Source organism: Lysinibacillus sp. NPDC056232, from assembly GCF_042267565.1.
GTDB lineage: Bacteria > Bacillota > Bacilli > Bacillales_A > Planococcaceae > Lysinibacillus.
The window spans coordinates 21,957-46,139 of sequence record NZ_JBHJTF010000005.1 but is presented as its reverse complement, the minus strand read 5'-3'; the positions used below and the strand labels follow the sequence as shown (position 1 = coordinate 46,139).

At 38.8% G+C, this 24,183-nt stretch carries 21 protein-coding genes; 3 read left to right on the top strand and 18 right to left on the bottom strand.

The genetic code is table 11. The features are described 5' to 3' along the window. Nucleotides 1-6 precede the first annotated feature (6 nt). The 7 genes from ACFCYJ_RS05630 to ACFCYJ_RS05600 all read right to left on the bottom strand — a co-directional run bounded on the left by ACFCYJ_RS05630 (nt 7) and on the right by ACFCYJ_RS05600 (nt 11,015). Nucleotides 7-1,428 carry an anion permease gene (locus tag ACFCYJ_RS05630; protein WP_376071813.1) on the bottom strand — a complete coding sequence of 474 codons (1,422 nt, stop codon included), beginning with the start codon at nt 1,426-1,428 and terminating at the stop codon, nt 7-9. A gap of 1,032 nt (nt 1,429-2,460) precedes the next feature. Next, nucleotides 2,461-3,099, bottom strand: a complete 639-nt coding sequence (locus ACFCYJ_RS05625) for an HD domain-containing protein (RefSeq protein WP_376071810.1) — start codon at nt 3,097-3,099, stop codon at nt 2,461-2,463. A 770-nt stretch (nt 3,100-3,869) separates the two neighbouring features. Continuing rightward, a complete protein-coding gene (locus tag ACFCYJ_RS05620; protein WP_376071807.1) occupies nt 3,870-4,913 on the bottom strand; it encodes an S-methyl thiohydantoin desulfurase domain-containing protein in 1,044 nt (347 codons plus the stop codon). A gap of 16 nt (nt 4,914-4,929) precedes the next feature. Next, nucleotides 4,930-6,504 carry an OPT/YSL family transporter gene (locus tag ACFCYJ_RS05615; protein WP_376071804.1) on the bottom strand — a complete coding sequence of 525 codons (1,575 nt, stop codon included), beginning with the start codon at nt 6,502-6,504 and terminating at the stop codon, nt 4,930-4,932. Between the two features lie 22 nt (nt 6,505-6,526). After that, complete coding sequence (locus tag ACFCYJ_RS05610; RefSeq protein ID WP_376071801.1) at nt 6,527-7,279, bottom strand: IclR family transcriptional regulator; 753 nt, start codon at nt 7,277-7,279, stop codon at nt 6,527-6,529. A gap of 16 nt (nt 7,280-7,295) precedes the next feature. Beyond that, complete coding sequence (locus ACFCYJ_RS05605; RefSeq protein ID WP_376071798.1) at nt 7,296-8,975, bottom strand: hydantoinase B/oxoprolinase family protein; 1,680 nt, start codon at nt 8,973-8,975, stop codon at nt 7,296-7,298. A gap of 3 nt (nt 8,976-8,978) precedes the next feature. Continuing rightward, the gene (locus ACFCYJ_RS05600; protein WP_376071795.1) at nt 8,979-11,015 is read right to left on the bottom strand and encodes a hydantoinase/oxoprolinase family protein; all 2,037 of its coding nucleotides are present in this window, start codon (nt 11,013-11,015) and stop codon (nt 8,979-8,981) included. Nucleotides 11,016-11,316: 301 nt separating this feature from the next. Here ACFCYJ_RS05600 and ACFCYJ_RS05595 point away from each other — a divergent pair, with 301 nt between their 5' ends. Then, complete coding sequence (locus ACFCYJ_RS05595; protein ID WP_376071792.1) at nt 11,317-11,535, top strand: hypothetical protein; 219 nt, start codon at nt 11,317-11,319, stop codon at nt 11,533-11,535. Between the two features lie 134 nt (nt 11,536-11,669). On the opposite strand, the gene ACFCYJ_RS05590 is transcribed toward ACFCYJ_RS05595, so the two are convergent. Further along, the gene (locus ACFCYJ_RS05590) at nt 11,670-13,349 is read right to left on the bottom strand and encodes a formate--tetrahydrofolate ligase (protein ID WP_376071789.1); all 1,680 of its coding nucleotides are present in this window, start codon (nt 13,347-13,349) and stop codon (nt 11,670-11,672) included. Between the two features lie 213 nt (nt 13,350-13,562). Here ACFCYJ_RS05590 and ACFCYJ_RS05585 point away from each other — a divergent pair, with 213 nt between their 5' ends. Beyond that, entirely contained in the window at nt 13,563-13,763 is a 201-nt protein-coding gene (locus tag ACFCYJ_RS05585) for a cold-shock protein (RefSeq protein WP_376071786.1), read from the top strand. A 73-nt stretch (nt 13,764-13,836) separates the two neighbouring features. On the opposite strand, the gene ACFCYJ_RS05580 is transcribed toward ACFCYJ_RS05585, so the two are convergent. Beyond that, nucleotides 13,837-14,622, bottom strand: coding sequence for a VOC family protein (locus ACFCYJ_RS05580; RefSeq protein ID WP_376071783.1), 786 nt, complete (start codon nt 14,620-14,622; stop codon nt 13,837-13,839). Between the two features lie 205 nt (nt 14,623-14,827). Between ACFCYJ_RS05580 and ACFCYJ_RS05575 the strand changes: the two genes are divergently transcribed. Next, nucleotides 14,828-15,316 (top strand): flavin reductase family protein, encoded by a 489-nt coding sequence (locus ACFCYJ_RS05575; protein WP_376071780.1) that lies wholly within the window; start codon nt 14,828-14,830, stop codon nt 15,314-15,316. 223 nt (nt 15,317-15,539) lie between these two features. On the opposite strand, the gene ACFCYJ_RS05570 is transcribed toward ACFCYJ_RS05575, so the two are convergent. Genes ACFCYJ_RS05570 through ACFCYJ_RS05530 form a run of 9 tightly spaced genes read right to left on the bottom strand, consistent with a single transcriptional unit; the run spans nt 15,540 to nt 24,181 of the window. Further along, a complete protein-coding gene (locus tag ACFCYJ_RS05570; RefSeq protein ID WP_376071778.1) occupies nt 15,540-16,865 on the bottom strand; it encodes an LLM class flavin-dependent oxidoreductase in 1,326 nt (441 codons plus the stop codon). Between the two features lie 14 nt (nt 16,866-16,879). Beyond that, the gene (locus tag ACFCYJ_RS05565) at nt 16,880-18,001 is read right to left on the bottom strand and encodes an LLM class flavin-dependent oxidoreductase (protein ID WP_376071775.1); all 1,122 of its coding nucleotides are present in this window, start codon (nt 17,999-18,001) and stop codon (nt 16,880-16,882) included. 22 nt (nt 18,002-18,023) lie between these two features. Continuing rightward, entirely contained in the window at nt 18,024-18,395 is a 372-nt protein-coding gene (locus ACFCYJ_RS05560; RefSeq protein WP_376071772.1) for a NifB/NifX family molybdenum-iron cluster-binding protein, read from the bottom strand. Nucleotide 18,396: 1 nt separating this feature from the next. After that, on the bottom strand, nt 18,397-19,710 hold the full coding sequence (locus ACFCYJ_RS05555) for an O-acetylhomoserine aminocarboxypropyltransferase/cysteine synthase family protein (protein WP_376071769.1): 1,314 nt from the start codon (nt 19,708-19,710) through the stop codon (nt 18,397-18,399). Between the two features lie 18 nt (nt 19,711-19,728). After that, nucleotides 19,729-20,238 (bottom strand): redoxin domain-containing protein, encoded by a 510-nt coding sequence (locus ACFCYJ_RS05550; RefSeq protein WP_376071766.1) that lies wholly within the window; start codon nt 20,236-20,238, stop codon nt 19,729-19,731. Next, nucleotides 20,235-21,005, bottom strand: a complete 771-nt coding sequence (locus ACFCYJ_RS05545; RefSeq protein WP_376071763.1) for an ABC transporter permease — start codon at nt 21,003-21,005, stop codon at nt 20,235-20,237. Before ACFCYJ_RS05545 ends, ACFCYJ_RS05550 begins: the two co-directional genes overlap by 4 nt. An 18-nt stretch (nt 21,006-21,023) precedes the next feature. Then, nucleotides 21,024-22,118 carry an ABC transporter substrate-binding protein gene (locus tag ACFCYJ_RS05540; protein WP_376071761.1) on the bottom strand — a complete coding sequence of 365 codons (1,095 nt, stop codon included), beginning with the start codon at nt 22,116-22,118 and terminating at the stop codon, nt 21,024-21,026. Between the two features lie 12 nt (nt 22,119-22,130). After that, entirely contained in the window at nt 22,131-23,024 is an 894-nt protein-coding gene (locus ACFCYJ_RS05535) for an ABC transporter ATP-binding protein (RefSeq protein WP_376071758.1), read from the bottom strand. A 14-nt stretch (nt 23,025-23,038) separates the two neighbouring features. After that, nucleotides 23,039-24,181 carry an acyl-CoA dehydrogenase family protein gene (locus tag ACFCYJ_RS05530; protein ID WP_376071756.1) on the bottom strand — a complete coding sequence of 381 codons (1,143 nt, stop codon included), beginning with the start codon at nt 24,179-24,181 and terminating at the stop codon, nt 23,039-23,041. Between the last annotated feature and the right edge of the window lie 2 nt (nt 24,182-24,183).

Genomic DNA, 24,183 nt, shown 5'->3' with positions numbered 1-24,183 from the left:
ATTATTTCACCAATAACCAAGAAGCTTCCACCATAGTCCTCCTACTATAACAAAAATTAGGATGGTAACAACGGAAACTACAAATCCAACTGTCCACCATTTTTTTTGATCAATATAACCTGCACCAAAGAAGACCGGTGCTGGACCAGAACCATAATGAGTAGTGGCGCCAAATAAATTACTAAATGCTGCTAATAATATAGCTGCCAACATGGCAGGTGCTCCCGCTTGCAGCATAACAGATAAAAATGCTGCATACATCGCACTAATATGGGCTGTGGAACTCGCAAAGAAATAATGAGAATAGAAATAGACTAATGCTAATATAACAACAGCCCATATCCAACTATACCCAGATACCAGTCCACCCACTTCATTACTAAACCATGGAATCAGCCCTAGTTTGTTCATAAAAGATGCCATCATAAATAGCGTTGCAAACCAAATAAGTGTATCCCATGCGCCTTCTTCCTTTTTGATATCTGCCCATGTTAATACATCTAACAATAAAAGCAATGAAAGACCTATAAGAGCTGCTGTAGTAGCACCAATTCCTAAGTAGTCTCCACCAATCCATAACGACAACACAACAACAAATACTACGATCATTCGTTTTTCAGAACTTTTCAGTGGACCAAATTCATCCAGTTTCTGTTTAGCGATTGCTGCTGCCTCTGGTGTTTCCTTGATTTGAGGCGGATAAATTTTATAAATAACATAAGGAACAACGATTAATGCTGTTAACCCAGGGACAATCATAGCCAATGCCCAACCAAACCAAGTAATCGTTACCCCAGCTGAATCACTTGCTAGCTTTACAATTAAAGGGTTCGCGGCCATGGCTGTCATAAACATCGCAGACGTGATTAAATTCCCTTGAAACCCTACCTTCAAAAGAAAGGCACCCATCTTACGCTCTGTCCCGTCTTCCGGTTTAGATCCGAAAGTATGGGATAATGACTGGATGATTGGAAAAATTACACCACCAGCACGAGCTGTATTACTTGGAATAGCAGGTGCTAATATTAGGTCACTCGCTAATAAAGAATAAGACAGACTCAAAGTTTTTTTCCCAAAAAGACGAACAAATACATAGGCAATTCGTTCTCCTAGTCCCGTTTTAATAAATCCACGAGAAATAAAGAAAGCAATAACAATTAGCCAAATCGTTGAATTGCCAAAACCGCTTAATGTCTCTTCTATAGTTAATGTATTTGTTATGGCAATCGTAGCCATAGCAATAAAGGATATCGCTCCCATTGGCAACGGTTTTGTTATAAACCCTATTATTGTCGCCACAAAAATAGCAAACAGATGCCACGCTTTTTCCTCTACTCCTGAAGGTACTGGACAAAACCAGATAGCCACGCCAACAGCAAGGGAAATGAAGAAAGGAACCCATTTGACTCCGCTTTTTGCTTCTTTCATGATGTTAAGACTCCTTTGACGGTTACCCCAATATATTTAAAAGGCGATTTCTCCCACGATCTACTATTTGAATGAAATATAGACCAAATCCAAGATCCCCATTGTCGAAAAAACATAAGTAATTATATATGCTTTACGTAATGAATGAAAAGAGTTTTGGCTCATTTTTTAGGAAAAAATAATCTTTCGTTGTAAATATCCATTTTTTATATTAATTTCTTTATTCCGAAAACTTTTGACAGCATCATTTTTATTGAAGTTAGCATGTGAAAGATCCACTAAAAAGATACGAATAGCATTTAAATTAGCTTCCATGCAAAAGAAATATTGGAGGAGGGAATGAATTTGAAGAATCCACAGTAGGTTTAACGTAGTTGAGTTTTATTATGTTAATGACAGGATGTTCAGAAAAAAGACGGACAGGGTTTCACAGTGATGGTACGATTGCAGACTCGTATCCTGCTCAAGCTAAAGTAAAATAAATAAACTTACACGTTTTTGTTCATGCTCTATCAAAATTGTTCATCCCTAAAAAATCCGTTGTCTATTAAGAAAGACAACGGATTTTTTAGGGAGACATCTATATTTAGAGTGCTCATATTTTTTGTCTTGAATTACTTACAGATTTTCCGAATGAGAAAGCCCATGCCGGGTATAGCCCGTCTTTAGACATGGGATGAAAGTGAGGTCAGACAAGAGGTAACTTTTGCTACCTTAATTGTCTGAAAGGGTGTTATACTTCATCTATAGACAAGTAAAAGTCTATAAAACACGCTCGTTCATTGAAAATTGGATATTGTATATGGTTCGATAGCCTAATTCATGCTATCGGTAAAACAATATGTGTCGTCACGAAAAAGACGCTAAAACACATCGGACGAAACCAACTATACGCTATGGTAAAAGTAGTGTAGCCCTATCTGCTATATGCACTGGATAGGGAGGGGTAATGGGATACCCCAATCTTGAGAACTGTTCAAAACAGAAATGGACTGTGAACGCTTAGTTACTCAGGAATCCCACTGACATTAGTCAGCTTGTCCCTTTAGGGGTGGGAATCTCAACTATCTCATTTTGTAATTGCTCTAAAAACTGCACCATAAATTGATGGCGTTCTTCAGCCATTTGTTTGCCCTTCTCTGTAATCATTAAATCCTTTAGCAATAATAGCTTCTCATAAAAATGGGTAACTGAGGATGTATTTTTACTACGATACTCGTCCTCTGTCATATTCGTACGTGCATCCTCTTCTTTATCATAAAGTTTTCGACCCTTAGCCCCACCAAAAGCAAACGTACGTGCAATACCGATTGCTCCAATCGCATCTAAACGATCTGCATCCCGTGCTATTTTCGCTTCGAGAGAAGTTGCTTCTAATTCATTGCCACCATTAAACGATACTTGTTCGATGCAATCCCGAATATGTTGCTTTTTTTCTTCACTTAAAGGTAGCTCGGCAATCAGCTTATTTTCTTGCTCTTTGCTATCGGTATACTTTTTATCACTCACATCATGCAAGAGCACAACAATTTTCACAACTTCTGCATCCGCTTCTGACTCTGTTTGTAATATCGCTAACGCATTTCGATAAACACGTTCAATATGTTGAAAATCATGACTAGCATCAAATTGTTCGTAAATTCCCCGTACTTTGTCCATTAAAATGTTCATAATCTTTGTTCAGTCCCTTCATACTTTATTATACTGTATTGCTTAGAATAGTTGGCAATTATTAAGTAACCACGAGGCTAAAAAAAACAATATAGAAAGTTGTTTTCAATTGACAAATTTTTCAGAATATTGTAAGGTGAATGTACAGAACATTTAACTTTGTTCTGTAGCTCACTATTTCAGTGATGTACAAGAACTATGTTTTGACAAATTTAACAACTTCAGCGGGCTTTACAATTGAATACTGTGTTGAAAGATGACATGCGTATAGTGAAAACCAATCATCTAAACAAATAAAAGTGAACACTTTCCCTTAGAAATTCTTTGTTTTAACCCGCATAGTGAATGTACATGACGAGATAAGTGAACAAACAATTATCTTATTTTCACGACCAAGAAAGCTTTGAGCATATGTCGCAAGCGTGTGATATTTTTATCATTAATCGACGTTACCTTCTTCTATTCATTATCCTGAATATGTGTGAACGTAACTCCTCCCATTAATGGCAAATAGCATACCAGTTTCTTGCCAACATTTGCGAAAAGGCAAATCATCAGAGTCGTGCTAACTAGACTAGAGAATTCTTTTTTAGGCAACATTTTTTTCGAATTTTATTTAAGCCGTAAATGAAGTATTAAGTTATGAAGGAAGTAGGAACGATAGTTATGTTATGTAATACCAACCCGCTGAAGAAACAATAAAAGCTGCCCATCTTATTTATTGTAGATGATGGCAGCTTTTATTGTTTTTTTCTATTTTTTCAACTCATTTATAGAACAGCTTTAATAACCTCATCAATCTCCTGTAACAGCGCCTCATTTTTCATCGTTGTACTTAAGTTCAGATTAAGTTGATCAACTAAAATAACAACAACGTGCATACCTTCTTTAATGCTTGCGCTCGGTACTGGGATCATTTTTTCCGTATCAAAAGTCATGATGAGGTCTGGAAATTGAGATTGGATATTACCTTCTTTAGCTAAAGTCATATACTCGTTACAGAAAGTTAAATGAAAATCTTCAACCTTTAATTTTCCAACGTCAAAGCCATTTTCTTTTGTTAGCAAATAGTCCGTCACGATTCCAGAAACGATGTGCTTACCATTCAACTGTTGAATAACATTTTCTAATTTCCCTTCGATTGTTTGTCCATTCAGAAAGCTATAGCCGAGCTCAATCGCAGCGGAAATAGCATGAGGTGCACCATTTTCTTTTAAATAGCCTATGGTTACAGGGTTTCGAGTAACCCCTACCATTCCACCAGCTAAAATAGAAGCATTGCGAACAGCTTTTGCAGTATTTTGCAAATCACCCTCTATAAAGCCTTGAATTGCAAATTCATTTTTTCCACCTGCATAAAATTGCATAGATTTATAATCTTTCTGTTCATGTAAATTCAATGAACCCATGATACCAGTTGGATGTGCTCGACCGTTACAGGGGGCATCCAAAACTGGTACGTTCAATAAAACGGATTGCAACCACCCATTAATCGTTGTAATGGCACCATTCTCGTTTGTAATAATACCTTTTAGACGGTCGCCCATATACGTGTTCATACTTTCATAACTCCAACAAAGCTGTTCGTGGGAAATATATTGATCAGCTGCAGAAGGAGCTCCGACCATCGCCACACATGCGACTAAATCTTCATCCTCTAAATCCGTTATATCGATTAATTGAGGTGTACCTGTAGCAAAAATTTCCTCAACAAGTTTCAAACCTTCCTCAAGGAGACCACCACCACCGCCTCCTAGAATCGCACCCCCATAGACTGCTGCTATACCATCCTCATAAGTTAGAACTTTTACCATATCAAATGACTCCTTTCTATTTTCCTATTTTTAAAATAGAAGAGAAGAAGCTATATAATGCATCTCCAGCAATGACACCTGCTGCAAATACAGTCATTTCCGATTCTCTCTTACCTTTCGTCACATAAGTGAAAATAGTTCGAAGTAAAATCCCTGCTAAAACAGCCCATCCAGCAATCGGATTGACAAGTAATAAACCTGTCGCAAATAAGATACCCATTTGTCGTTTTGAACCACCGATAAGTTGGATTAATGCGCCTGGAATCGCCCAAATTAATAATTGTTTCGCTACGTCACCTGTAACACCAGATTGAATTGTAGCAGCATACACATGATTTACAGGTGCTACTAAATCTTGTGCAAAATAAGATTTATAAGAAAGTAAAACAACAATGGCAGAAATAGAGAAGGCTAGAATACCAGCGATCATTTGCTGTTTGCGCCCTTCTTTTTCTAATGCGGGGTCACTACCATTTCCACGTAAAATAAAACCTGTTTTTAGATCATAGCCCATATCTGCGAATGCTACACCTGTTGCTGCACTGTATCCTGCTAATAAAGCGAGTGCTTGTGGTGGGAAACCAATCAAAATGCCGACAATAAGTGTAATAAACGCTACTGCAAACGCTGGGAACCAACCTGCGTGCATCGCAGCAATACCAACAATTAATTCATGGACAAACGCAGCAATTGTTGCGAATAGTAAGAAACCTAGTAACATACCGATAGACATATTTGAAATCATACCACCTAATAGCGCAATCACTAACGAAATGACTAAATATGCGATAAAACCTGCACCAAAGCCTTGTCTTATTTCTTTCGGACTTTTTGAATAGATTAACTTTTCTGAATTTTCAGCAGCCCCTTTACTCAATAAAGTAAAGGCTACTTGAACCAGTGCTACAATACCAGCCCCAATCATAACTCCATGTGGAATATAGTATTGGTTTAAATCCACATTAAATAATTGAACAGAATAGCCTCTTAGTAAAAGACCAATTCCAAACATTGTAAGCGCCCAAATATTCCCGATAAACGCTACTCCAAAAGCTGACATTGGAATTTTCAGTACAGCTCCCACAATACCGACTAAAACACCACCGATTAGAACCTTTGCATTTTTACCACCTTTATCTCCAGCTTTAATCGCTTCAGCAGTTGCAATCCCTGGTGGCCAAGTACCTGTTGCTGGAAAAATCTTTGTATCAAAAAATTTATATAATAATAAAGCATCCACAAACATCGCTAAAACAACACCAATAAACAATGGTAATACTAAATTTTCATAGCCTAAAACATATGGAATACCAATTGGCAGCATTAAACTACTTGCTGCACTAAAAGTAGCTGATGATATCGCAGTTTGAATAATGTTTTGTCTATGCACTGATTTAAATGCTATCAGTTTTCCAATAGGAATTCTACCAAGAATCATAGCAAATATTGCACCAACAATCGATGTATTAGCAGAAATCCCTAAAGTAGTAATCAGTTGTATCCCTATAATTGCACCAACTACAGATGTTAAGACTATCATTAATAGAGTTACAGGCTCTAAGGCCCGCGGATGTAATACTTTATTATTCATAGTGTCAGCTCCCCTATTGTTGTTATAGTTTAGAGATGTGAGATTGAATTTGATGAGCAATTTTCACTAACTGTTCAAGCATGTATTTCTCCCTTTGATCGTCAAAGTCATATACTAATCCAGAAATCGTCAGAGATGCCATGATTTCTTTCTTATGATTGAATAATGGCACACTAATACCAAAAGCATGTTCGTTGTACTCCCCTACAGTGACGCACCAATTATTTTGTCGTATGATTTGCAGCTCTTCTTGAAAATTGTTAAGAAGCTTTTCATGTTCCATTTCAGACTGCTCTTCATTAAAATACGCTAATAATTCAAGCTGTCTTTCTTTGTCCAAATAGGCAAACATAACTTTACAGGAAGCGCCGATATAAAGTGGTGTTTTTGTACCTAATGACACTGCATACTTTATATTCTTATTACTTTCAGCAATTTTTGTTGTGACACCATACTCTTTATCCATATAAGTTAGAAATACTGACTCATTAATTTCACTTGCAAGACTCTGCATCAATTCATAGATTGTAAAATGTGGGTCACTAGTATTGGCGAGTGCATCATGAAATATAAACATTTTATAACCTAATTTATATTTTTTTGTAGCTTCATCCTGTAATAAATAGCCTGCTTCTGTAAATGTATTGATTGTTCTTTGCACAACACTTGTGTGCAATTTTGTCATGCGTGAAATTTCACGTACACCTAATGCGTTTTCTGTAGTTGCGAAGCATTCAAGTATATCCAATGAGTTTTTTAATGTCTTAACAGTCATATATATATTTCTCCTTCTATGCGTTTTGGTAACCGTAACGTTTTTCAGCTACCTCTAAAGAAATATATCCGTTTAATAAATCTTTTTCAATTGCTTTCGTACTTCTCTCTTTTGGATTGCCATAGCCACCCCCTGTTGCTGTGACAAGCTCTATACGGTCTCCTTTTTGCAATTCATAATTCGCTAGGACACCAACCGGACCAACCTTTGTACCATCTTTTTTATGAATGATCAGATAGTTATGTGATCCTCCTTCACCATCATTTAAACCAAATGGGGTAAATTGATGTCTACCTAAATTGACAGAAACCTTTTGACCGTCATTATTAACGGTATAAACTCGACGTACTCCTACGCCACCTCTATATTGCCCTGCACCAGCACCATCGCAATTTAAGCTATATTCATCAATCTGAATACCATATTTTGTCTCCGCAATTTCAATAGGAAGATTATATGTTTCCCCATCTCCCATACAATATTGACCACTTTGACCATCCTCATCATTTGACGCTCCCCAACCACCTACTGATGGTTCAACAATTAGGAATGACTCATCATTTTCAGGATTTTTACCTGTTAAGATAAATGTACAAACCGACTGTAAATGACCTGCTGACAATCTTTCTGGTAAATGAGGTGCAAGTGCTTTCCAAATTAAATCTGCTGCACCAATACGTGCCTCAAAGTTCATTGAAACAGGGTGCGGACGTTTGGCAGATACAATAGAATTGTCATCAGTCATAATCGTTAAGCGTTTAAAGACACCTTCATTTATGACATCAATATCGCCAAGTAAAGCCAGAAACATCACACGCACACTGGCCATCAAGCCAAATTGCGAGCAGTTTACCGGTACATTCACAGCAGGATGTGATCCCCTAAAATCACACATAAATTCTTCCTCACTGATGGTTACCTTTACTTTGATTGGATAAGGTCCGCCTTTTAAAGGATCACCCTCAATAAAGTCTTCCGCATAAAATTCGCCCTTTGGTAATTGTTGTAGTTCAAGCTCAACAATTTTTTCACCCTTGTCCAATAATTTTTGAATGGACAATTTAACAGATTCGGCACCGAATTTCTGACAAAGCTCCGTGATTCGTTTTTCACCCGTTTTTAAGGCAGCCACCTGAGCAAACATATCTCCGATTGATAGTTCTGGTAAACGAACATTCGTAGAAATGATTTCATAAATGCCTTCATTGAGCTCGCCTTTCTGATAAAGCTTCACACCAGGTAACTGTAGACCTTCCTGATAGATTTCATTCGAATTACTTGTAAATGAACCTGGATCCATGCCACCAACCTCTGTCCAGTGCGCTTTGTTTGCAGAATAAGCGATAACCTCACCTTTATAGAAAATTGGTAAGACTAAACCAACATCCGATAAATGCGAACCTCCACCAACATACGGATCATTAATAATAATGACATCGCCTTCATGTAAATCTTCCCCATGATTAAACTTTTCAATGACACGTTGTACCATCGGACTTAGCATCCCGATAAAACTTGTTACACCATTACCTTGGCTGATTAGATTGCCTTTTGCATCTGTTAAACCACAAGCATAATCCAATACCTCATAGATAACTGGACTCATGGACGAACGAGCTAACGCTACAAACATCTCATCACCAATAGCTAGTAAAGAATCCTGAATAATTTCTATAGCAAAAACGTCTTTTTTCATGTTTTATTTCCCCTCCATCTCTACAATCAGATTGCCGTATTTATCTATTTCAATAGATTGTTTTTCATTGATCACAACTGTAGACGTAGGACTTTCCACAATAGCAGGGCCAGTAATCACATAGCCAGGTACTAATTTTTGTTGATCATATACATTTACCTCTACCCAGCCTGTTTCCTTGACGTATAACTTTCGTGTTGCTTTTATACATGTTGAAGTGTCAATATGGAAGAATTCTAATTCCTTAAATTGCACCGCTTCATCTTTTCCGTAAATAGTAAGATGCAAATTCACTAACTCAATGGGCGTCTCCGGTAAATCAAAAGAGAACTCCTGTTTATGTTTAATATGGAAAGCTTCTGCTAAATGAGCAAGCTCTTCTTCATAAATAGCAATATTCGATGCATTCAATTTGACAGCGTGTTCTTGGCCTTTATAACGAAGATCATAATTAATTTCAAAATAATAATGATCTTTTGACAAAGGTGCATCCGCATAGGCATTTTCAATAGCTTCATCGATATTTTTCTGAATATCAGCTAGATGATGATGATCAAAGTCCATTAAACTTGTTTGGATATAATCTTGTCGGTATTCCGTCATCATCATTCCTAGTGCTGAAAAGACAGACGAACCATATGGAATAATGACTTTTTTCATGCCCAGTTCTTCTGCTAAATTAATCGCATGTAGAGGACCACCGCCACCAAAGGCAACCATTGTAAAATCTTCAGGGTCATAGCCTTTACGAATAGAAATTAGTTTCAGGGCATTTAACATATTAGAGTTGGCAATATCTAAAATCCCTTGTGCTGCCTCCTCTGCTGTCACATTTAACGGTTTAGCAATTGCTTCTATAAGTGCCTCCTCCACTTTGTCAATAGACACTGGATTATCGAAGTTTTCCAATGATAATCTTCCTAAATAAATATTTGCATCCGTAATCGTTGGCTGTGTATTACCTAAGCCATATGCAACTGGTCCTGGATTCGCACCAGCAGAATCTGGACCAACTTTTAAGGAGCCGAATTGATCCAAACGAGCGATGGAACCACCGCCATTGCCAATTTCCACGATATCAACAACTGGAGTTTTAATCGGATAGCCTGCAAACTTTTCATTTCTTTCAATATAGTAATCTGTTGTGACATTTACTTTTCCATTTGTAATTAACGAACATTTTGCTGTCGTTCCGCCAACATCAAAAGCGATAATATTGGATTCATTTAAAAGTTCACCTAATTTTGCTGCACCAAACATACCAGCTACAGGACCTGATTCCACAAGATTGATCGGCAATTCCATTGCTTTATCAAAACTAGTTGTACCACCATTGGATTGCATAATTTTCAAATGATCTGTAATACCGATTGTGTTTAATTTTTCTTTTAAACTTTTTAAATACGCGTGTGCAATTGGCTTAACGTATGAATTTAAAACTGTTGTATTCGTTCTTTCATATTCGCGATATTCCTTAATCGTTTCACTCGAAAGTGTAATATACACCTCTGGCCAAATTTTTAAAATTTCTTCTTTAAGCTTTAATTCATGTATTGGATTTTTATAGCCATGAATTAGTGAAATAGCTATGGCCTCTACACCCAATTCTTTAAATTCACGTACGATATTACCTACTTCCTCAGCATTAAGTGCCTTCATAACATTACCTTTAAAATCGATTCGCTCATCGATTTCTTGTCGTAAATAGCGCTCAACAAAAGGTTTTGGCTTCTTATATTTAAAATTATATAGGTCTGGTCGATTCCCACGGGCAATTTCTAGCACGTCACGGAAACCTTTCGTCGTAATTAATCCAACTACGCCCCCTTTTCTTTCCGTTAATGTATTAATAATGACTGTTGAACCATGAATAAATGATTCAATAAGAGAATCTTCCGTTACATGTCGTCCTAATACATTTAATATGCCGTCCTCAAAATGACCTGGAGTCGTATGCCCCTTGTCAAACTGAAGATTTCCCTTCTCATCCGTGTAAACTAGGTCGGTAAAGGTACCGCCAATATCTGTTGCGATTTTCAACTCTTCATCCCTCCGCGTTCCTATTATCGGAACAGTGTTCCAATTAATAAATTAAGTAAATTATATTTAAAATAAAAAGAAAATTCAATCTATTTTTAATAAAAATTTATTTAACAATGAGATTTGTGATAAAAATCCACTTTTTCTTTCCAATATTGGGTGTACTTTTACAATAGAGTTCCTATATTACTTTGCGTAAATTTAACTTGATATGTAAACACAAAAAAGGCCCCTGATCATACACCAGAGTGCCTACATAATACAATGGAATAGCTCATAACCTCTAAAAGAGAGGATGATTTTGTTGAAAAATCTTTTAGAAAATACAAGCCTTTTAGAAAACATATATGAACTATCTATTGCCGTTCTACTTCTATGTTCTGCTTTTTCCGTTAGACTTCTTAAAAAGGTAAAACGAGAAAGAAAGCTTTCTGCCTTTGAATTGACAATGGATCTAATCATTCGAGTAGCCATTTTTTTATGGTTGGCTAGCTTTTTACTGATTCGATATGGAGCCTAACTACTTTGAACTTTCTAAAAATCCGCCGGAGGCTTTAACTTCTTTCAGCGGTTGTTTGTACACCCGCTGAAAAAAGTTAAAAGCTGCCCCTATTAGAAAAAGGAGCAGCTTTAACGTTAATTTTTTTGTATCAATTAGAACAACCCTACCGCATGTCCTTCATTATCTACATCCATGCGTAAGGCAGCTGGTGCTTTTGGTAAACCTGGCATTGTCATAATATCGCCTGTAAGACAAACTAAGAAACCTGCGCCAAGTTTTGGAATAACTTCACGGATTGTGATGGTAAAGCCCTCAGGACGTCCTAAAAGACTTGGTTGGTCGGATAAAGAATACTGTGTTTTCGCCATACAAATCGGTAGAGAATCCCAGCCGAATTTTTCGATTTGGGCAATTTGTTTTTTCGCTTGTTCGGTAAATTGTACATCTTTCCCACCATACACTTTTTGAACAATCGTACGAACTTTTTCTTCAACGGACTCTGTTACATCGTATAAGGGAGAGAAGTTATTTTCTTCTTCTAATACGGCTACTACTTGCTCAGCTAAGGCTAATCCACCTTTACCTCCTTCTTCCCAAACATTTGTACGAGCAATACGAACATGATTTTCTTGACACCAGTTCAGGACTGCTTCTAACTCAGCTTCTGTGTCCGTAATAAAACGATTTAAAGCGATAATCGGTTCAACACCAAATGTACGAACCGTGTCGACATGTTTAGCTAAATTTTCAATTCCTTGTAAAAGTGCTTCAACATTTTCGCCTACAAGCTCTGTTTTTGGTACACCGCCATGCATTTTTAATGCACGAATAGTAGCCACAATGACAACGGCACTTGGTTTAAAGCCTGCTTTACGTGCTTTAATGTTCATGAATTTTTCAGCACCTAAATCTGAACCGAAACCTGCTTCTGTCACAACAATATCAGCTAGCTTGCGAGCCGTTTGTGTCGCCATAATCGAGTTACAGCCGTGTGCAATATTGGCAAATGGTCCACCATGGATAATGGCAGGTGTTCCTTCAAGTGTTTGCACTAAGTTTGGTTTGAAGGCATCCTTTAATAATAAAGTTAAAGCTCCTTCTACTTGAAGATCACGTACGAAAACAGGCTCACGCTCAAATGTATAACCGATTACGATACTTGCTAAACGTTCACGTAAATCTTCAATGCTTGTAGCTAAACAAAAGACTGCCATAATTTCTGATGCAACGGTAATATCAAAGCCGTCCTCACGTGGCATCCCTTGCACAGGACCACCTAGACCCACAACAACTTTACGAAGGGCGCGATCATTTAAATCCATTACACGTTTCCAAATAATACGGCGAGGGTCAATGTTTAAAGCATTTCCTTGGTGGATATGATTATCAATAAAGGCTGATAATGCATTATTCGCCGTCGTAATCGCGTGAAGGTCACCAGTGAAATGCAAGTTTATATCCTCCATCGGTACAACCTGTGCGTATCCACCACCTGTTGCTCCACCTTTTACACCCATTACAGGGCCGAGTGAAGGCTCACGTAAAGCAACAACAACATTTTTATTCAATTGATGAAGTGCATCAGCAAGTCCAACCGTTACAGTTGACTTCCCTTCACCTGCTGGAGTTGGACTAATGGCAGTAACTAATACAACCTTTGCATCCTCACCATGTGCTGTTATTTTTAATGGATCAATTTTTGCTTTGTAGCGACCATACTGCTCAAGTGCATCCTCTGGAATACCTGCATCTTTCGCGATTTCTGTAATAGGCTTCATAATCGCTTGATTTGCGATTTCTAAATCTGATAAAGGTTGATTTGTCGTTGTCATTTGGCATCCTACTTTCTATGTTGTTAATTTCCATTATAGACTTAATTGTGAAAAAAATCATAGTTAGTTATACAAGCATTTCGACAATCAATTGACAACTTTGCTCAATTCATGTATGTTCTTAATGAAAATGCATTTTTTCACATTTTCGCAGGTTATGTCACGACTTAATTGATTTTATTCTACTTTCAAGCGCATGGGAGGCGAATGCTTATGCAAAAGGGAATCGTAAAGTGGTTCAATAATGAAAAAGGTTATGGCTTTATTGAATGTGATGATGGAGAAGATGTTTTTGTACATTTTACGGGAATCCAGGAGGAAGGCTTCCGTACACTTGAAGACGGTCAAAAGGTATCATTTGATGTGGTGGAAGGCAATCGAGGACCACAGGCGTCAAATGTTGTAAAATTTTAAGTACAAAGGAGCTGTTCGTTTGATGAACGGCTCCTTTTTTTCAAATGCTCTTCATAGATCTTTTAAACTCTCCTCAGCTATTGATCCAATAAAAAGCTCCTGGAAAAACTAGCGTTTCCTTCGTTCTATCAGTATTCTTAAGTGTAACCCCAAACGGCCCTTTATTTAAATGACCTAGCGCCATAGTAGCAGCAGTAACTTCGTCATAAAAATCTAGGCGAATATTTGGTAAATGTAAGGAAATAAACTGTTCTTGTTGTTCAGGCTCTGGTAATTGTAATACTTCCCTCCATAGTTTCACCGTAGCTTGCACATCTTTTACATAAAATTGTACAGATTCCATCGATATGGGTTGATCGGTCTTAATGGCTCCATTTGCTTTTAATTGCGCAACACGTTCCTCATCTGTATCAGCCCACTCAATCAAAAATGGGAAATCAATTTCCAGCCCTGGCTTCCCAAAATGCAATAGCTTCCATTCAACTACGGAGCCGTCTGGTCTTGTACGACTACAAGCATCAGGTCCATATACTTCGAAGCCAAGTGCACGCAAACGTTGTCCCTCTTCCTTAATATTTTTTGTACGTAACGCAATTCTTGAAAAACCATAGCGCTCGTTTGTATGCTTAAACGTATAATGTAGTGAATAAGGCAATTTCACTGCATTTTCAAATAAATGACGATCATAAATGGCTATTTGCTCAATATAGTTTAATCCAAAGTAGCTTAACGTATTGTATGTCCCCCACATTGTATGTTGACCACCGTTAACTGTATGGATATTACGTTTATTTAAGAAAATCTTTGTATTCTCTGGTGATTGAACTTGATGAACTAGATGGTCAAAATATAAAGTCATGACTATCCCCCCTTTTTTTCTCTATTATATACTTTACCTGTTAGTTTTGTTGGTTTAAAATAAAATTAAGAATATTATAATTATTAAGAAGTTACTATATTTTATGACAGCTATATTTAAATGCTCAGCAACGAAATGATTGAAATGCTGATGGTTCATCAGAAAAGATTTTTCATTTCCATAAATCAATGAAGAGGTGATTAGAATGACAGACAAAGTAGCTGCTTTTAAACTAGCATTAGGTAATTATCCAACAGGCGTTACGGTTGTCACTGCTTGTAATGACGCAAATGAGCCTTTTGGCTTAACTGTCAATTCCTTTGCATCCGTTTCCATAAATCCACTCCTTATTTTGTGGTCGCTCGATAAAAAATCACAGCTGCATCCATATTTTACAGTAGCTCAAAAGTTTGCTGTTAATATTTTAGCGAACAATCAAGAACACTTATGTACGCTATTTTCAAGTAAAATCCCAGATCGCTTCGCACAGGCTAAATGGTCAATCTCTGCTTTAGGTCTACCGGTTTTGCATGATACCGCAGCCATTTTACAATGCAAAACGTTTCAGCAAATCGACGCTGGAGATCATACGATATTTATTGGGCAGGTCCTAGAAATTGATGATGCACAGAAGGAACCTTTACTGTATCATCGCAGACATATTGGTGAAATTCCAAAAAGTTTTTATGAATAGGCTATTGCACGAAATATATACGCAAAAAACAGGATGATTCGTTGTAATCATCCTGTTTTTTTGACGTATTTTTCCGCTCTTTTAATTTCAAAAATCTCGTCCGAATCTCTCATAAGCTCCGCTGTCGCTACCAAAACATTTGTAGCTGACGCTTCGCTTTCGCTACAGAAAACATTTGTAGCTGACGCTTCGCTTTCGCTACCAGAACATTTGCTGAAAGAAGTTAAACTTCTACCTTGTCATAACGTGACAACACCTGTGGTAAACCTAAATTTTCTCGTAATGTTGTACCCTCGTATGCTGTACGGAAAATACCTCGTTGTTGTAGAATAGGCACTACCTTTTCCACAAAATCAGTAAATCCGTCTGGGAAATATGGCGGCATAATATTAAAACCATCCGCTGCACCTTTATCCATCCATTCCGCTAGCTGATCGGCAATTTGTTCAGGCGTCCCAAAAATTAAACGATGCCCGCGTGAGCCTGCAATACGTAAATACAATTCACGAATGGACAGCTGCTCGCGCTCCGCCAACGCCACAATCAACTGTTGACGACTTTGATTACCGTTCGTCAGCGGAATATCTTTCGGTAGTGGGCCATCTAGATCATAGCCTGAAAAATCAAAGCCCCCTAAATAATCTGACAGGAAATCCAAGCCAATTTCAGGTGTAATCAGACTTTGCAATTGTTCGTATTTCGCATAGGCCTCTTCCTCTGTATCACCTACATACGGTGACACACCGGGCATAATTTTCACATCATCTGCATTGCGCCCAAAGGCTATGGCCTTATCCTTTAGCTTTCTATAGAAGAACTGCGCATCCTCTAATGTTTGCTGGGCTGTGAAAATAACATCGGCTGTTTTAGCAGCTAAATCTGTGCCCGATTCCGATGAACCTGCCTGTACTATGACTGGACGTCCTTGTGGAGACCGAGATGAATTCAATGGTCCCTTTACTGCATAATACTTGCCCTTAAAAGCCAATGTGTGTAGCTTCTGTTTATCAAAATAAGTGCCAAGGTCTTTATCTCGGACAAGCGCATCTTGCTCCCAGCTGTCCCATAACCTCTTTACTACTTCTACAAATTCTTCTGCACGATCATAACGAAGCGTATGGTCTAAATGTGAATTTTGATTAAAGTTTAACGCCTCTGCTTCGTAATAAGATGTCACCACATTCCATCCTGCACGACCACCACTTAAATGATCGAGCGAGGAGAATTTCCGGGCTATATGAAATGGCTCATTATATGTTGTCGAAGCCGTTGCTGTTAAGCCGATATTTTTCGTCACGGTTGATAATGCCGCATGCAATGTTAACGGTTCAAAGCGCACAAGTTCAGCCGGATGCGATAAATGGTTAAACGATAGCCCATCGCTTAAAAATAACATATCTAGTTTTCCAGCTTCCGCCACTTGTGCGATGTGCTGAAAAAATGCAATACTTTCACTTGCATCGCTCGGCACATCTGGATGACGCCATGAGGCAATATGATGCCCTGTGCCCATTAAAAAGACGCCTAGTTTCATCTGTTTTTTTGTCATCGGTTCATTCCTCCTTATACAACTTTTGCTTCGCGCTCCGCTAATAACGTACGAACACGTGGAATTACTTTTTGACCAACTTCTTCGATGGTTTCTAAATGAGGGAATCCGCGTAATAGCACTTTATCAAAACCTAAATCCACATATTCAACGATACGTGCTGCAACTTGGTCTGGTGTGCCTACTAATGCAATGGAATTACCAGACAATACTTGCGTTAAACCCGCCCATAAGTTTGGTCCAATGACAAAATTATTGTCTTTTGACGCCACCATTAACGTATGCAAACGATTCACACCCACTGCCCCATTTGCTAGTGTTTGTTGATGTTTCAATGCTAAAAATTCTGGATCTACCTGACTAATGAGCTTATTTGCTTTCGCCCATGCTTCTTCTTCTGTATCACCAATGACCACTTGGAATGAAAAACTATACGACAGCTCTCGCCCTTTTTGTGACGCGAGCGCCTTCACCGAATCAATTTCTGCTTTCGTATTTTCTATTGTTTCACCCCATAGCATGTATACATCAGCTAAATCTGCCGCCACCGCTTTTGCTACATCCGAGGAACCTCCAAAGAAAATAGGTGGTGTTTGTTTTGGTAATCGTGGTAAATACGCACCTTTTAACTGATAGAATTCACCGTTAAAATCAAATTTCTCGCCCGCAAAAAGTCGTTTTAAGATATAGATATATTCTCGTGTGCGACGATAGCGCTCTGTGTGAGATAGTAAATCCCCATCACTTGCTAACTCCTGTGGTGAACCACCTGTGACGATGTTAACGTTGATACGACCATTCGACCATTCATCAATGGAAGCAAACTGCTTTGCCAAAATCGTCGGTGCTGTTGAACTTGGACGAACTGCATATAAAAATTTTAAAGTTTCGGTTCTTGCTGTTAAATGTGATGCCGCAACAAGTGAGTCGATACATAAGCCACCAATTGGCAGTAATAACGTTGAGAAACCTCCACGTTCTGCAGCCTGTGCAACTTGTGTAATATAGTCAACAGACGGTTCACGATTGGCATCCGTACCAGTACCAGTCCAACCATCAATATTTTTGTCCTTCGATGGACCTCCTACATACTCACTATCTCCTGAAGTCGGGGCCATTGTAATAAATTCAACCATGCTCATTCCTCCATATCTTTTATTATTTTGTTACAGGTGCGCTTGGTAAAATTTCCACTTCTGGTAATGTCGTAGAAAGTGAAATCTCTCCATTCGCTAGTGCTGATGTAAATGCTTCATAGGGGGTATTACTGTTCAGGTGATAAAATTGAATGTTTTCACTTTGTGCTTTTGCATAAGATCGTTCACAAAACGTTTCGGGTGGTGCAACAAATGTCGTTGCGCCCTTTTCAATGGCTAAACGTAGTGCTGCACCACGGCGACCTTCTGTTAAATCTAATGCAGGATTACGGAAATTTTCCGTACTACCATCTTGCGCTAGAATGCGTAACACGCTGCCTTCTGTGATGGTTGTGATAATGCCTGCATCATTGACTACAACTGCAATTGTCATATTATTGCTCCTCCTTCGCTGTCACTAAAGCTTGCACACCTGCTTTTTGTAGTGCTTGCTCTAAGTCTGCTAAAATATCGTCAATATCTTCTAAGCCAATCGATAGACGAATTAAACCGGGTGTGACACCACTACTAATTTGTTGGGCTGGAGTTAAACGAGAATGGGATGTACTTGCTGGGTGAATGACAAGTGATTTTGAATCACCAACATTCGCAACATGGGATAAAAGCTCTACCCCATTAATGAACGTTTTGGCTGCCTCTAAACCACCTTTAATGCCAAAGCTGAAAATCGAGCCCGCGCCTTTTGGTAAATATTTTGCGGCAATATCCTGCTGTGCATTTCCCGCTAGTGTCGGATAATTCACCCATTCCACTAAATTATGTTGTTCTAAAAACGTAGCAACCGCCTTGGCATTCGATACATGCTGACGAATACGAACAGATAGTGACTCTAAACCTTGAATAAATAACCAAGCATTAAATGGCGATAATGTTGCCCCTAAATCATGCCCCAGTTCAAAGCGTGCTTTCGTTACAAACGCTGCTTTTCCTGCCGCTTCAACAAAAGAACGATTGTCGATCAATGGGTTGCTGTCAACAAATGCTGGGAAACGTTGCGCATTCCATTCAAAGTTCCCACTATCGATGATGGCTCCACCGATAGATGTCCCGTGCCCACCGATAAATTTCGTCGTTGAGTGGACGATAATATCGGCGCCATGCTCAAATGGCTTCGCTAAATAAGGTGTGGCGAATGTGTTATCGACAATTACCGGCACGCCATGACGATGAGCCACTTCACTAATGCCCTCGATATCAGCAATTTGCAAACTTGGGTTGCCGATTGTTTCTGTGAATACCGCTTTTGTTTTATCATTAATAGCTGTTTCAATCGCTGCCAAATCTGCTCCATCAACAAAGCGCACTGTAATACCAAAGCGTGGTAGTGTCCGTTCAAATAATGTATAAGTGCCTCCATATAACGCATTAGTTGCGACAATTTCATCGCCGACTTGTGCCACAGTTAATACTGCTAATAGCACAGCCGCTTGCCCAGAAGCGACCGCAAATGCACCCACACCACCCTCAAGCGCTGCAAGACGTTTTTCTAACACATCATTTGTCGGATTGGCATTACGTGAATATAAGTAGCCGCTACCTTGTAACTTAAAGAGGGCAGCTGCATGTTCCGTATCATCAAATACATAGGATGTCGTTTGGTAAAGTGGCACAGCACAAGAACGTGTAATAGAGTCCACTGTTTGCCCACCATGTAATGCGATTGTGTCTTGTTTGAATTCATTCGTCATAAAAAATCTCTCCCTTTACTATGGTTGTATTTGTGCAATCTTGTCTTTTAATAGTTGTTCGTTTAATTCCCCTACTACTTTGTCAACGATCTCACCCTTTGCATTCACAAAAAATGTGGTCGGTAGATTCGTCACTTGATAGAGGGTATACACTTTCTGATCACGGTCTAATAATGTGGGCAGCGTTAACTGCTGTTTTTGTAAAAATTGATTCACCAGACGTGTAGGTTCTCCTACATTGACCGTGATAACTGCCATATTCTTTGATTGGGCATCCAATAATGGCATTTCTTTTTTACAAGGTGGGCAGTACGTGGCCCAAAAATTTAAAATTAGCACTTGTCCCTTGGTATCCTCTAATCGAACTTTTTGTCCTGCAGTATTTGTCAGCGTAAAAGTAGGCGCTATTTGTTTTGCCGCAAGAAGCTTTGTTTTTTCTTTTGTAAAGCCATTCACGTAAACACTATAGCTAAGTGCGATTAAGATGAGCACCATCGCAAACACTTGCATCAATCGCTTACCCGTCATTTCGGTTCAACCTTCATATTCGTCCAAAAAAGCAGACGTTTTTTTAGTTTATCGAAACCAATCATGAATATCAGAATAATCACGCTGTTGAAAATAATACCTGCTAGTACGAAATGGTATTGTGAGAAATCTGCATAGTATTGAATGAAGTAACCCATCCCGGATGATGCCCCAAACATTTCTGCAATCGTTAAGATTAAAAAGGACATCCCTAGCGACGTGCCAGCACCTGCTAAAATATGCGGGGAACTTGCCGGCAGTATGACTTTTGCTAAAAAGTCGAAGCCTTTCAACCCAAGTGTTTTCGCATTGTCTAAATAGTGTTGCTCAATGAATAATACCCCTTGAATGGTCCCTAAAAAGATTGGCCAAAACGCACCAATAAAAATGAGTGACGTTGATGCCGACTGAAACGTTGGCATTAACGCAATGACATAGGGTATAAATAATGTCGGTGGAATTGGACTGAATGCATGAAAATACGGCATTAAAATTTTGCGTGATTGATGATGTAAGCCGAAAAATACACCGCCTGCGATACCAATGATTATTGCACCCAGATAGGCTGGCAATAATAGCTGCATGGAACTAATAAAGCCGCTAAATAACTCTTGGGCTTTTTCTTGTAGGGACGTCCACACAACAATGGGCTCTGGGAAAATCACAGGGTTAATCCAACTCGCGTATTTCGTGAACAGCGCCCAGGCTACAAGTACAAGTAGCCCTATCAAAATCGTGATGCTATATTGCTTAAAAAATAGGCGCACAGGGTGTCCCTCCTCTACTTAGGCATTTTGTGCATTAAATTTTTCTAGTAATTGTTTAAAATAATCATCAGATGGATGTTCTTCGATTAACTCATTCAGTGCACTTTCATATAATTCAATATTGATATATTCATTAATATCAATATCCTCAACATCCTTGACATAACCTATTTCTTGCATTTGATTCCACATGGCGATAACGCTGTCTTTATTTGGATCGGCCGAATAATTAGAATGACCCTCGTTGACAATGGCGTTAATCACTTCATCATCTACCTTCAAATGTTCACGTGCGGCTTCCACCGCTTTTTCTGGATGCTCAATCTTCGTACGCTCCGCCAAAATTAATGCCTTCAAGAAGCGTTTATAGCCTTCGCCATCATCTTCTTTTAACAACTCTTCTTTTGTCACGACACGACAGCACACATGGGACGGCTGTAAATCGTTGCTCCAACTTACTGCCTCCAAGCCCATTTCAAGTGCTTGCGCATAGAATGAGTTTGCGGAAACTGCCACATCTACTTTTCCGGAAGCAACTGCTTCTAATAACGTACTGCCCGTTTTAAACTCAATAATTTCTAAATCTTTCTCCCAATCTATTCCTTCCTCTGCTAATGCTGAACGAAAGACGATATCCGACGTGAAGATACGAATTGTACCAACTTTCTTACCTTTGTAATCTGCTAAAGTTTTGTATTGGTTAGTATTTTCTGCTTTCGTTAAAATCGGATGTCCACCTTCTAAATGACCACCGATAATTTTGAAATCAGAACCATTTGAAATGAATGTCAGTGGACCGGCTGTGCCGAATGACAGACCGACATCAATTTTCCCTGCTTGCAGCGCATTTAATCCGTCAGCAGAGTTCGCAAAACCGATACGTTCGATATTGACGCCGACATCCTCAAAATAGCCTTCTTGCAGCGCAACATCTACTAATGGCGCACCGCTGGATTGACTATATCCGACCTTAATGTCATACGTTTTTTCCGACAAATCCTCTGCTGAAGCTGGCTCACTTACTTTTTTATCCGCACCACATGCTGTTAGAGCAAGTAAACTGACACCTCCTAAAAATGTATAAATTGATTTTTTCCATTTACGCTTTTGCAAACCAGTTCCTCCTTAAATCCCTGCGCCATCCGCTGTCACAAGTGATGTCTCTTCAATTCGATTGAGTATCTCTTTATTCATTACTTCATATACATTGTCTCGGAAAGTTAAAAACTCCTCACTTTCAAATAGTTTTTTACGATTTGTCGTTTTCCGTTTAAACGGTACCTCTAAACTAGTTGTCACAGCCCCTTCTTTGCCAAGACCAAACATGATAATGCGGTCTGCCAAATAGATTGCTTCATCAGCATCATGTGTCACAAAAACAATGGTGCGTTTTTGTTCCCGACTAATTTGGAGCATTAAATCTTGTAGTTGAATGCGAGTAATCGGATCAAGTGCTCCGAACGGTTCATCCATTAGTAGTAAATCTGATCCGTAAGCCAATGCACGGGCTATGGCTGCACGTTGCTTCATCCCTCCAGACATTTGTCCAGGATATTTTGTAATGACGTGGCCTAGATTGACAAGCTTTAAATAATCCTCTGCAAGCTGTTGTAATGCTTGTTTCTTTTTCGTTTTCCCAAGCTTTTGTTTTAATGCAAGCACAATATTGCTACGTGCCGTTAACCAAGGAAACAGAGAATAATCTTGGAATACTACACCGCAATCTGGCGCCTGTGTTTGAAGCGACACATCATCAATCGTAATGTCTCCGGCGTTTGGTTGCTCGAGTCCTGCAAGCAAACGAAGAAAGGTACTTTTTCCACAACCACTCGGGCCCATCAGAACGAGAAATTCACCTTCCTGCACATTGATCGAAATGTCGTTTAAAATTCGAACATTTTGATAACCGAAATGAATGTTTTTCGCCTCTATTTTATTTTTTGTTGCTGGCGCAAGCGCCTCATTCGTCTTCTCCAAGTCATTATTGTCATGCTTTTCTACACGCTCTAATAGCACCATGATATTCACCCCTTCTAACGTTGTAAGACACGTCTTCCTAATTCTTGTATGGTCATATCTACTGGCACATGTAGCGTCATCGTCCGTAAATTACGCCAGTAGCGATCAAAGCCGTAGCGATTAGCTGTAGCACGACTTCCCATAACCTCAAACATACGAGAAGTGATGTCTAGCCCTATTTTCGTCGTCACAATTTTCGCAACATTCGCAGCATCGTCTAACGCTTCACGTTCTGCTAGCGTTATGTTACTTCCTTTTAGCCAAAGCTTTTGGAACAATTCATCTGAACGTTCCACCACTAATTTGGCCGCCTCTACCTGAGCAAAAAATTCACCAAAATGTTTTTGAATAATTGGATCCTCTGTTGCTGAAGTGTAGAGCGGTGAACGCGCTCTCGTTTCAGTTTGTGTGTAAATTCTTGCTGCTTCAAATGCGCCTTCTACAATACCTAAATACAGATGATTTAAGATAAAGCTTGAAATATTTAAACGTAGGCGAGAAAACTCATCGCGATTAAAGCCATTCTCCAGTACTTCATTAAGTTCCACACGTACCGCATGAAATTCGACTGTCCCACTATCTGTCTGACGTTGACCAAAATTATCCCAATCCCCTTTCACTTCTATACCTATTCGTTTAGTAGGTATTATAGCCAACAAAGGCTCTTCCCGACCTTCTAACAGCGCTGATGCTAACAAATAATCAGAATCTACACTACCTGAGCAAAATGTTTTCTTACCTTCAAAAATGTAATGTTTGTCATGCTTCGTTGCCGTTAACTTAATATCAATAGGGTTAAAGGCATTGCCCCAAAATAAATTTCGTTGTACGGTTTCCGTATAATAACGCACTTTTTGCTCTTCATTTCCACATAAATGTGGCGTCGTTAAATTGACAAAATGATAACCAAAAATATGTGCTAGCGAGCTATCTACTCTAGCAAAAATACGCACAACCTGTAGGACATCAAGCCAATCACCTCCTAAACCACCATATTCAGTCGGAATTAAGAGTTTTAAAAGTCCACTTTCCCGTATTAAATCTCGCTCATTTTTAGCATTCCCCCCTGCTTGATCTCGCGTGACGGCTGTTTCCTTAAATTTTTGCGCAAGCGAAGTTGCAATTTCTTCAATCTTTTTAACTGTTTTTGTCGTCATTA

Excerpts from the sequence above, each read along its gene's own strand:
- ACFCYJ_RS05630 (WP_376071813.1), bottom strand. The coding sequence starts at position 1,428 with ATGAAAGAAGCAAAAAGCGGAGTCAAATGGGTTCCTTTCTTCATTTCC.
- ACFCYJ_RS05625 (WP_376071810.1), bottom strand. The coding sequence starts at position 3,099 with ATGAACATTTTAATGGACAAAGTACGGGGAATTTACGAACAATTTGAT.
- ACFCYJ_RS05620 (WP_376071807.1), bottom strand. The coding sequence starts at position 4,913 with ATGGTAAAAGTTCTAACTTATGAGGATGGTATAGCAGCAGTCTATGGG.
- ACFCYJ_RS05615 (WP_376071804.1), bottom strand. The coding sequence starts at position 6,504 with ATGAATAATAAAGTATTACATCCGCGGGCCTTAGAGCCTGTAACTCTA.
- ACFCYJ_RS05610 (WP_376071801.1), bottom strand. The coding sequence starts at position 7,279 with ATGACTGTTAAGACATTAAAAAACTCATTGGATATACTTGAATGCTTC.
- ACFCYJ_RS05605 (WP_376071798.1), bottom strand. The coding sequence starts at position 8,975 with ATGAAAAAAGACGTTTTTGCTATAGAAATTATTCAGGATTCTTTACTA.
- ACFCYJ_RS05590 (WP_376071789.1), bottom strand. The coding sequence starts at position 13,349 with ATGACAACGACAAATCAACCTTTATCAGATTTAGAAATCGCAAATCAA.
- ACFCYJ_RS05585 (WP_376071786.1), top strand. The coding sequence starts at position 13,563 with ATGCAAAAGGGAATCGTAAAGTGGTTCAATAATGAAAAAGGTTATGGC.
- ACFCYJ_RS05580 (WP_376071783.1), bottom strand. The coding sequence starts at position 14,622 with ATGACTTTATATTTTGACCATCTAGTTCATCAAGTTCAATCACCAGAG.
- ACFCYJ_RS05575 (WP_376071780.1), top strand. The coding sequence starts at position 14,828 with ATGACAGACAAAGTAGCTGCTTTTAAACTAGCATTAGGTAATTATCCA.
- ACFCYJ_RS05570 (WP_376071778.1), bottom strand. The coding sequence starts at position 16,865 with ATGACAAAAAAACAGATGAAACTAGGCGTCTTTTTAATGGGCACAGGG.
- ACFCYJ_RS05565 (WP_376071775.1), bottom strand. The coding sequence starts at position 18,001 with ATGGTTGAATTTATTACAATGGCCCCGACTTCAGGAGATAGTGAGTAT.
- ACFCYJ_RS05560 (WP_376071772.1), bottom strand. The coding sequence starts at position 18,395 with ATGACAATTGCAGTTGTAGTCAATGATGCAGGCATTATCACAACCATC.
- ACFCYJ_RS05555 (WP_376071769.1), bottom strand. The coding sequence starts at position 19,710 with ATGACGAATGAATTCAAACAAGACACAATCGCATTACATGGTGGGCAA.
- ACFCYJ_RS05550 (WP_376071766.1), bottom strand. The coding sequence starts at position 20,238 with ATGACGGGTAAGCGATTGATGCAAGTGTTTGCGATGGTGCTCATCTTA.
- ACFCYJ_RS05535 (WP_376071758.1), bottom strand. The coding sequence starts at position 23,024 with ATGGTGCTATTAGAGCGTGTAGAAAAGCATGACAATAATGACTTGGAG.
- ACFCYJ_RS05530 (WP_376071756.1), bottom strand. The coding sequence starts at position 24,181 with ATGACGACAAAAACAGTTAAAAAGATTGAAGAAATTGCAACTTCGCTT.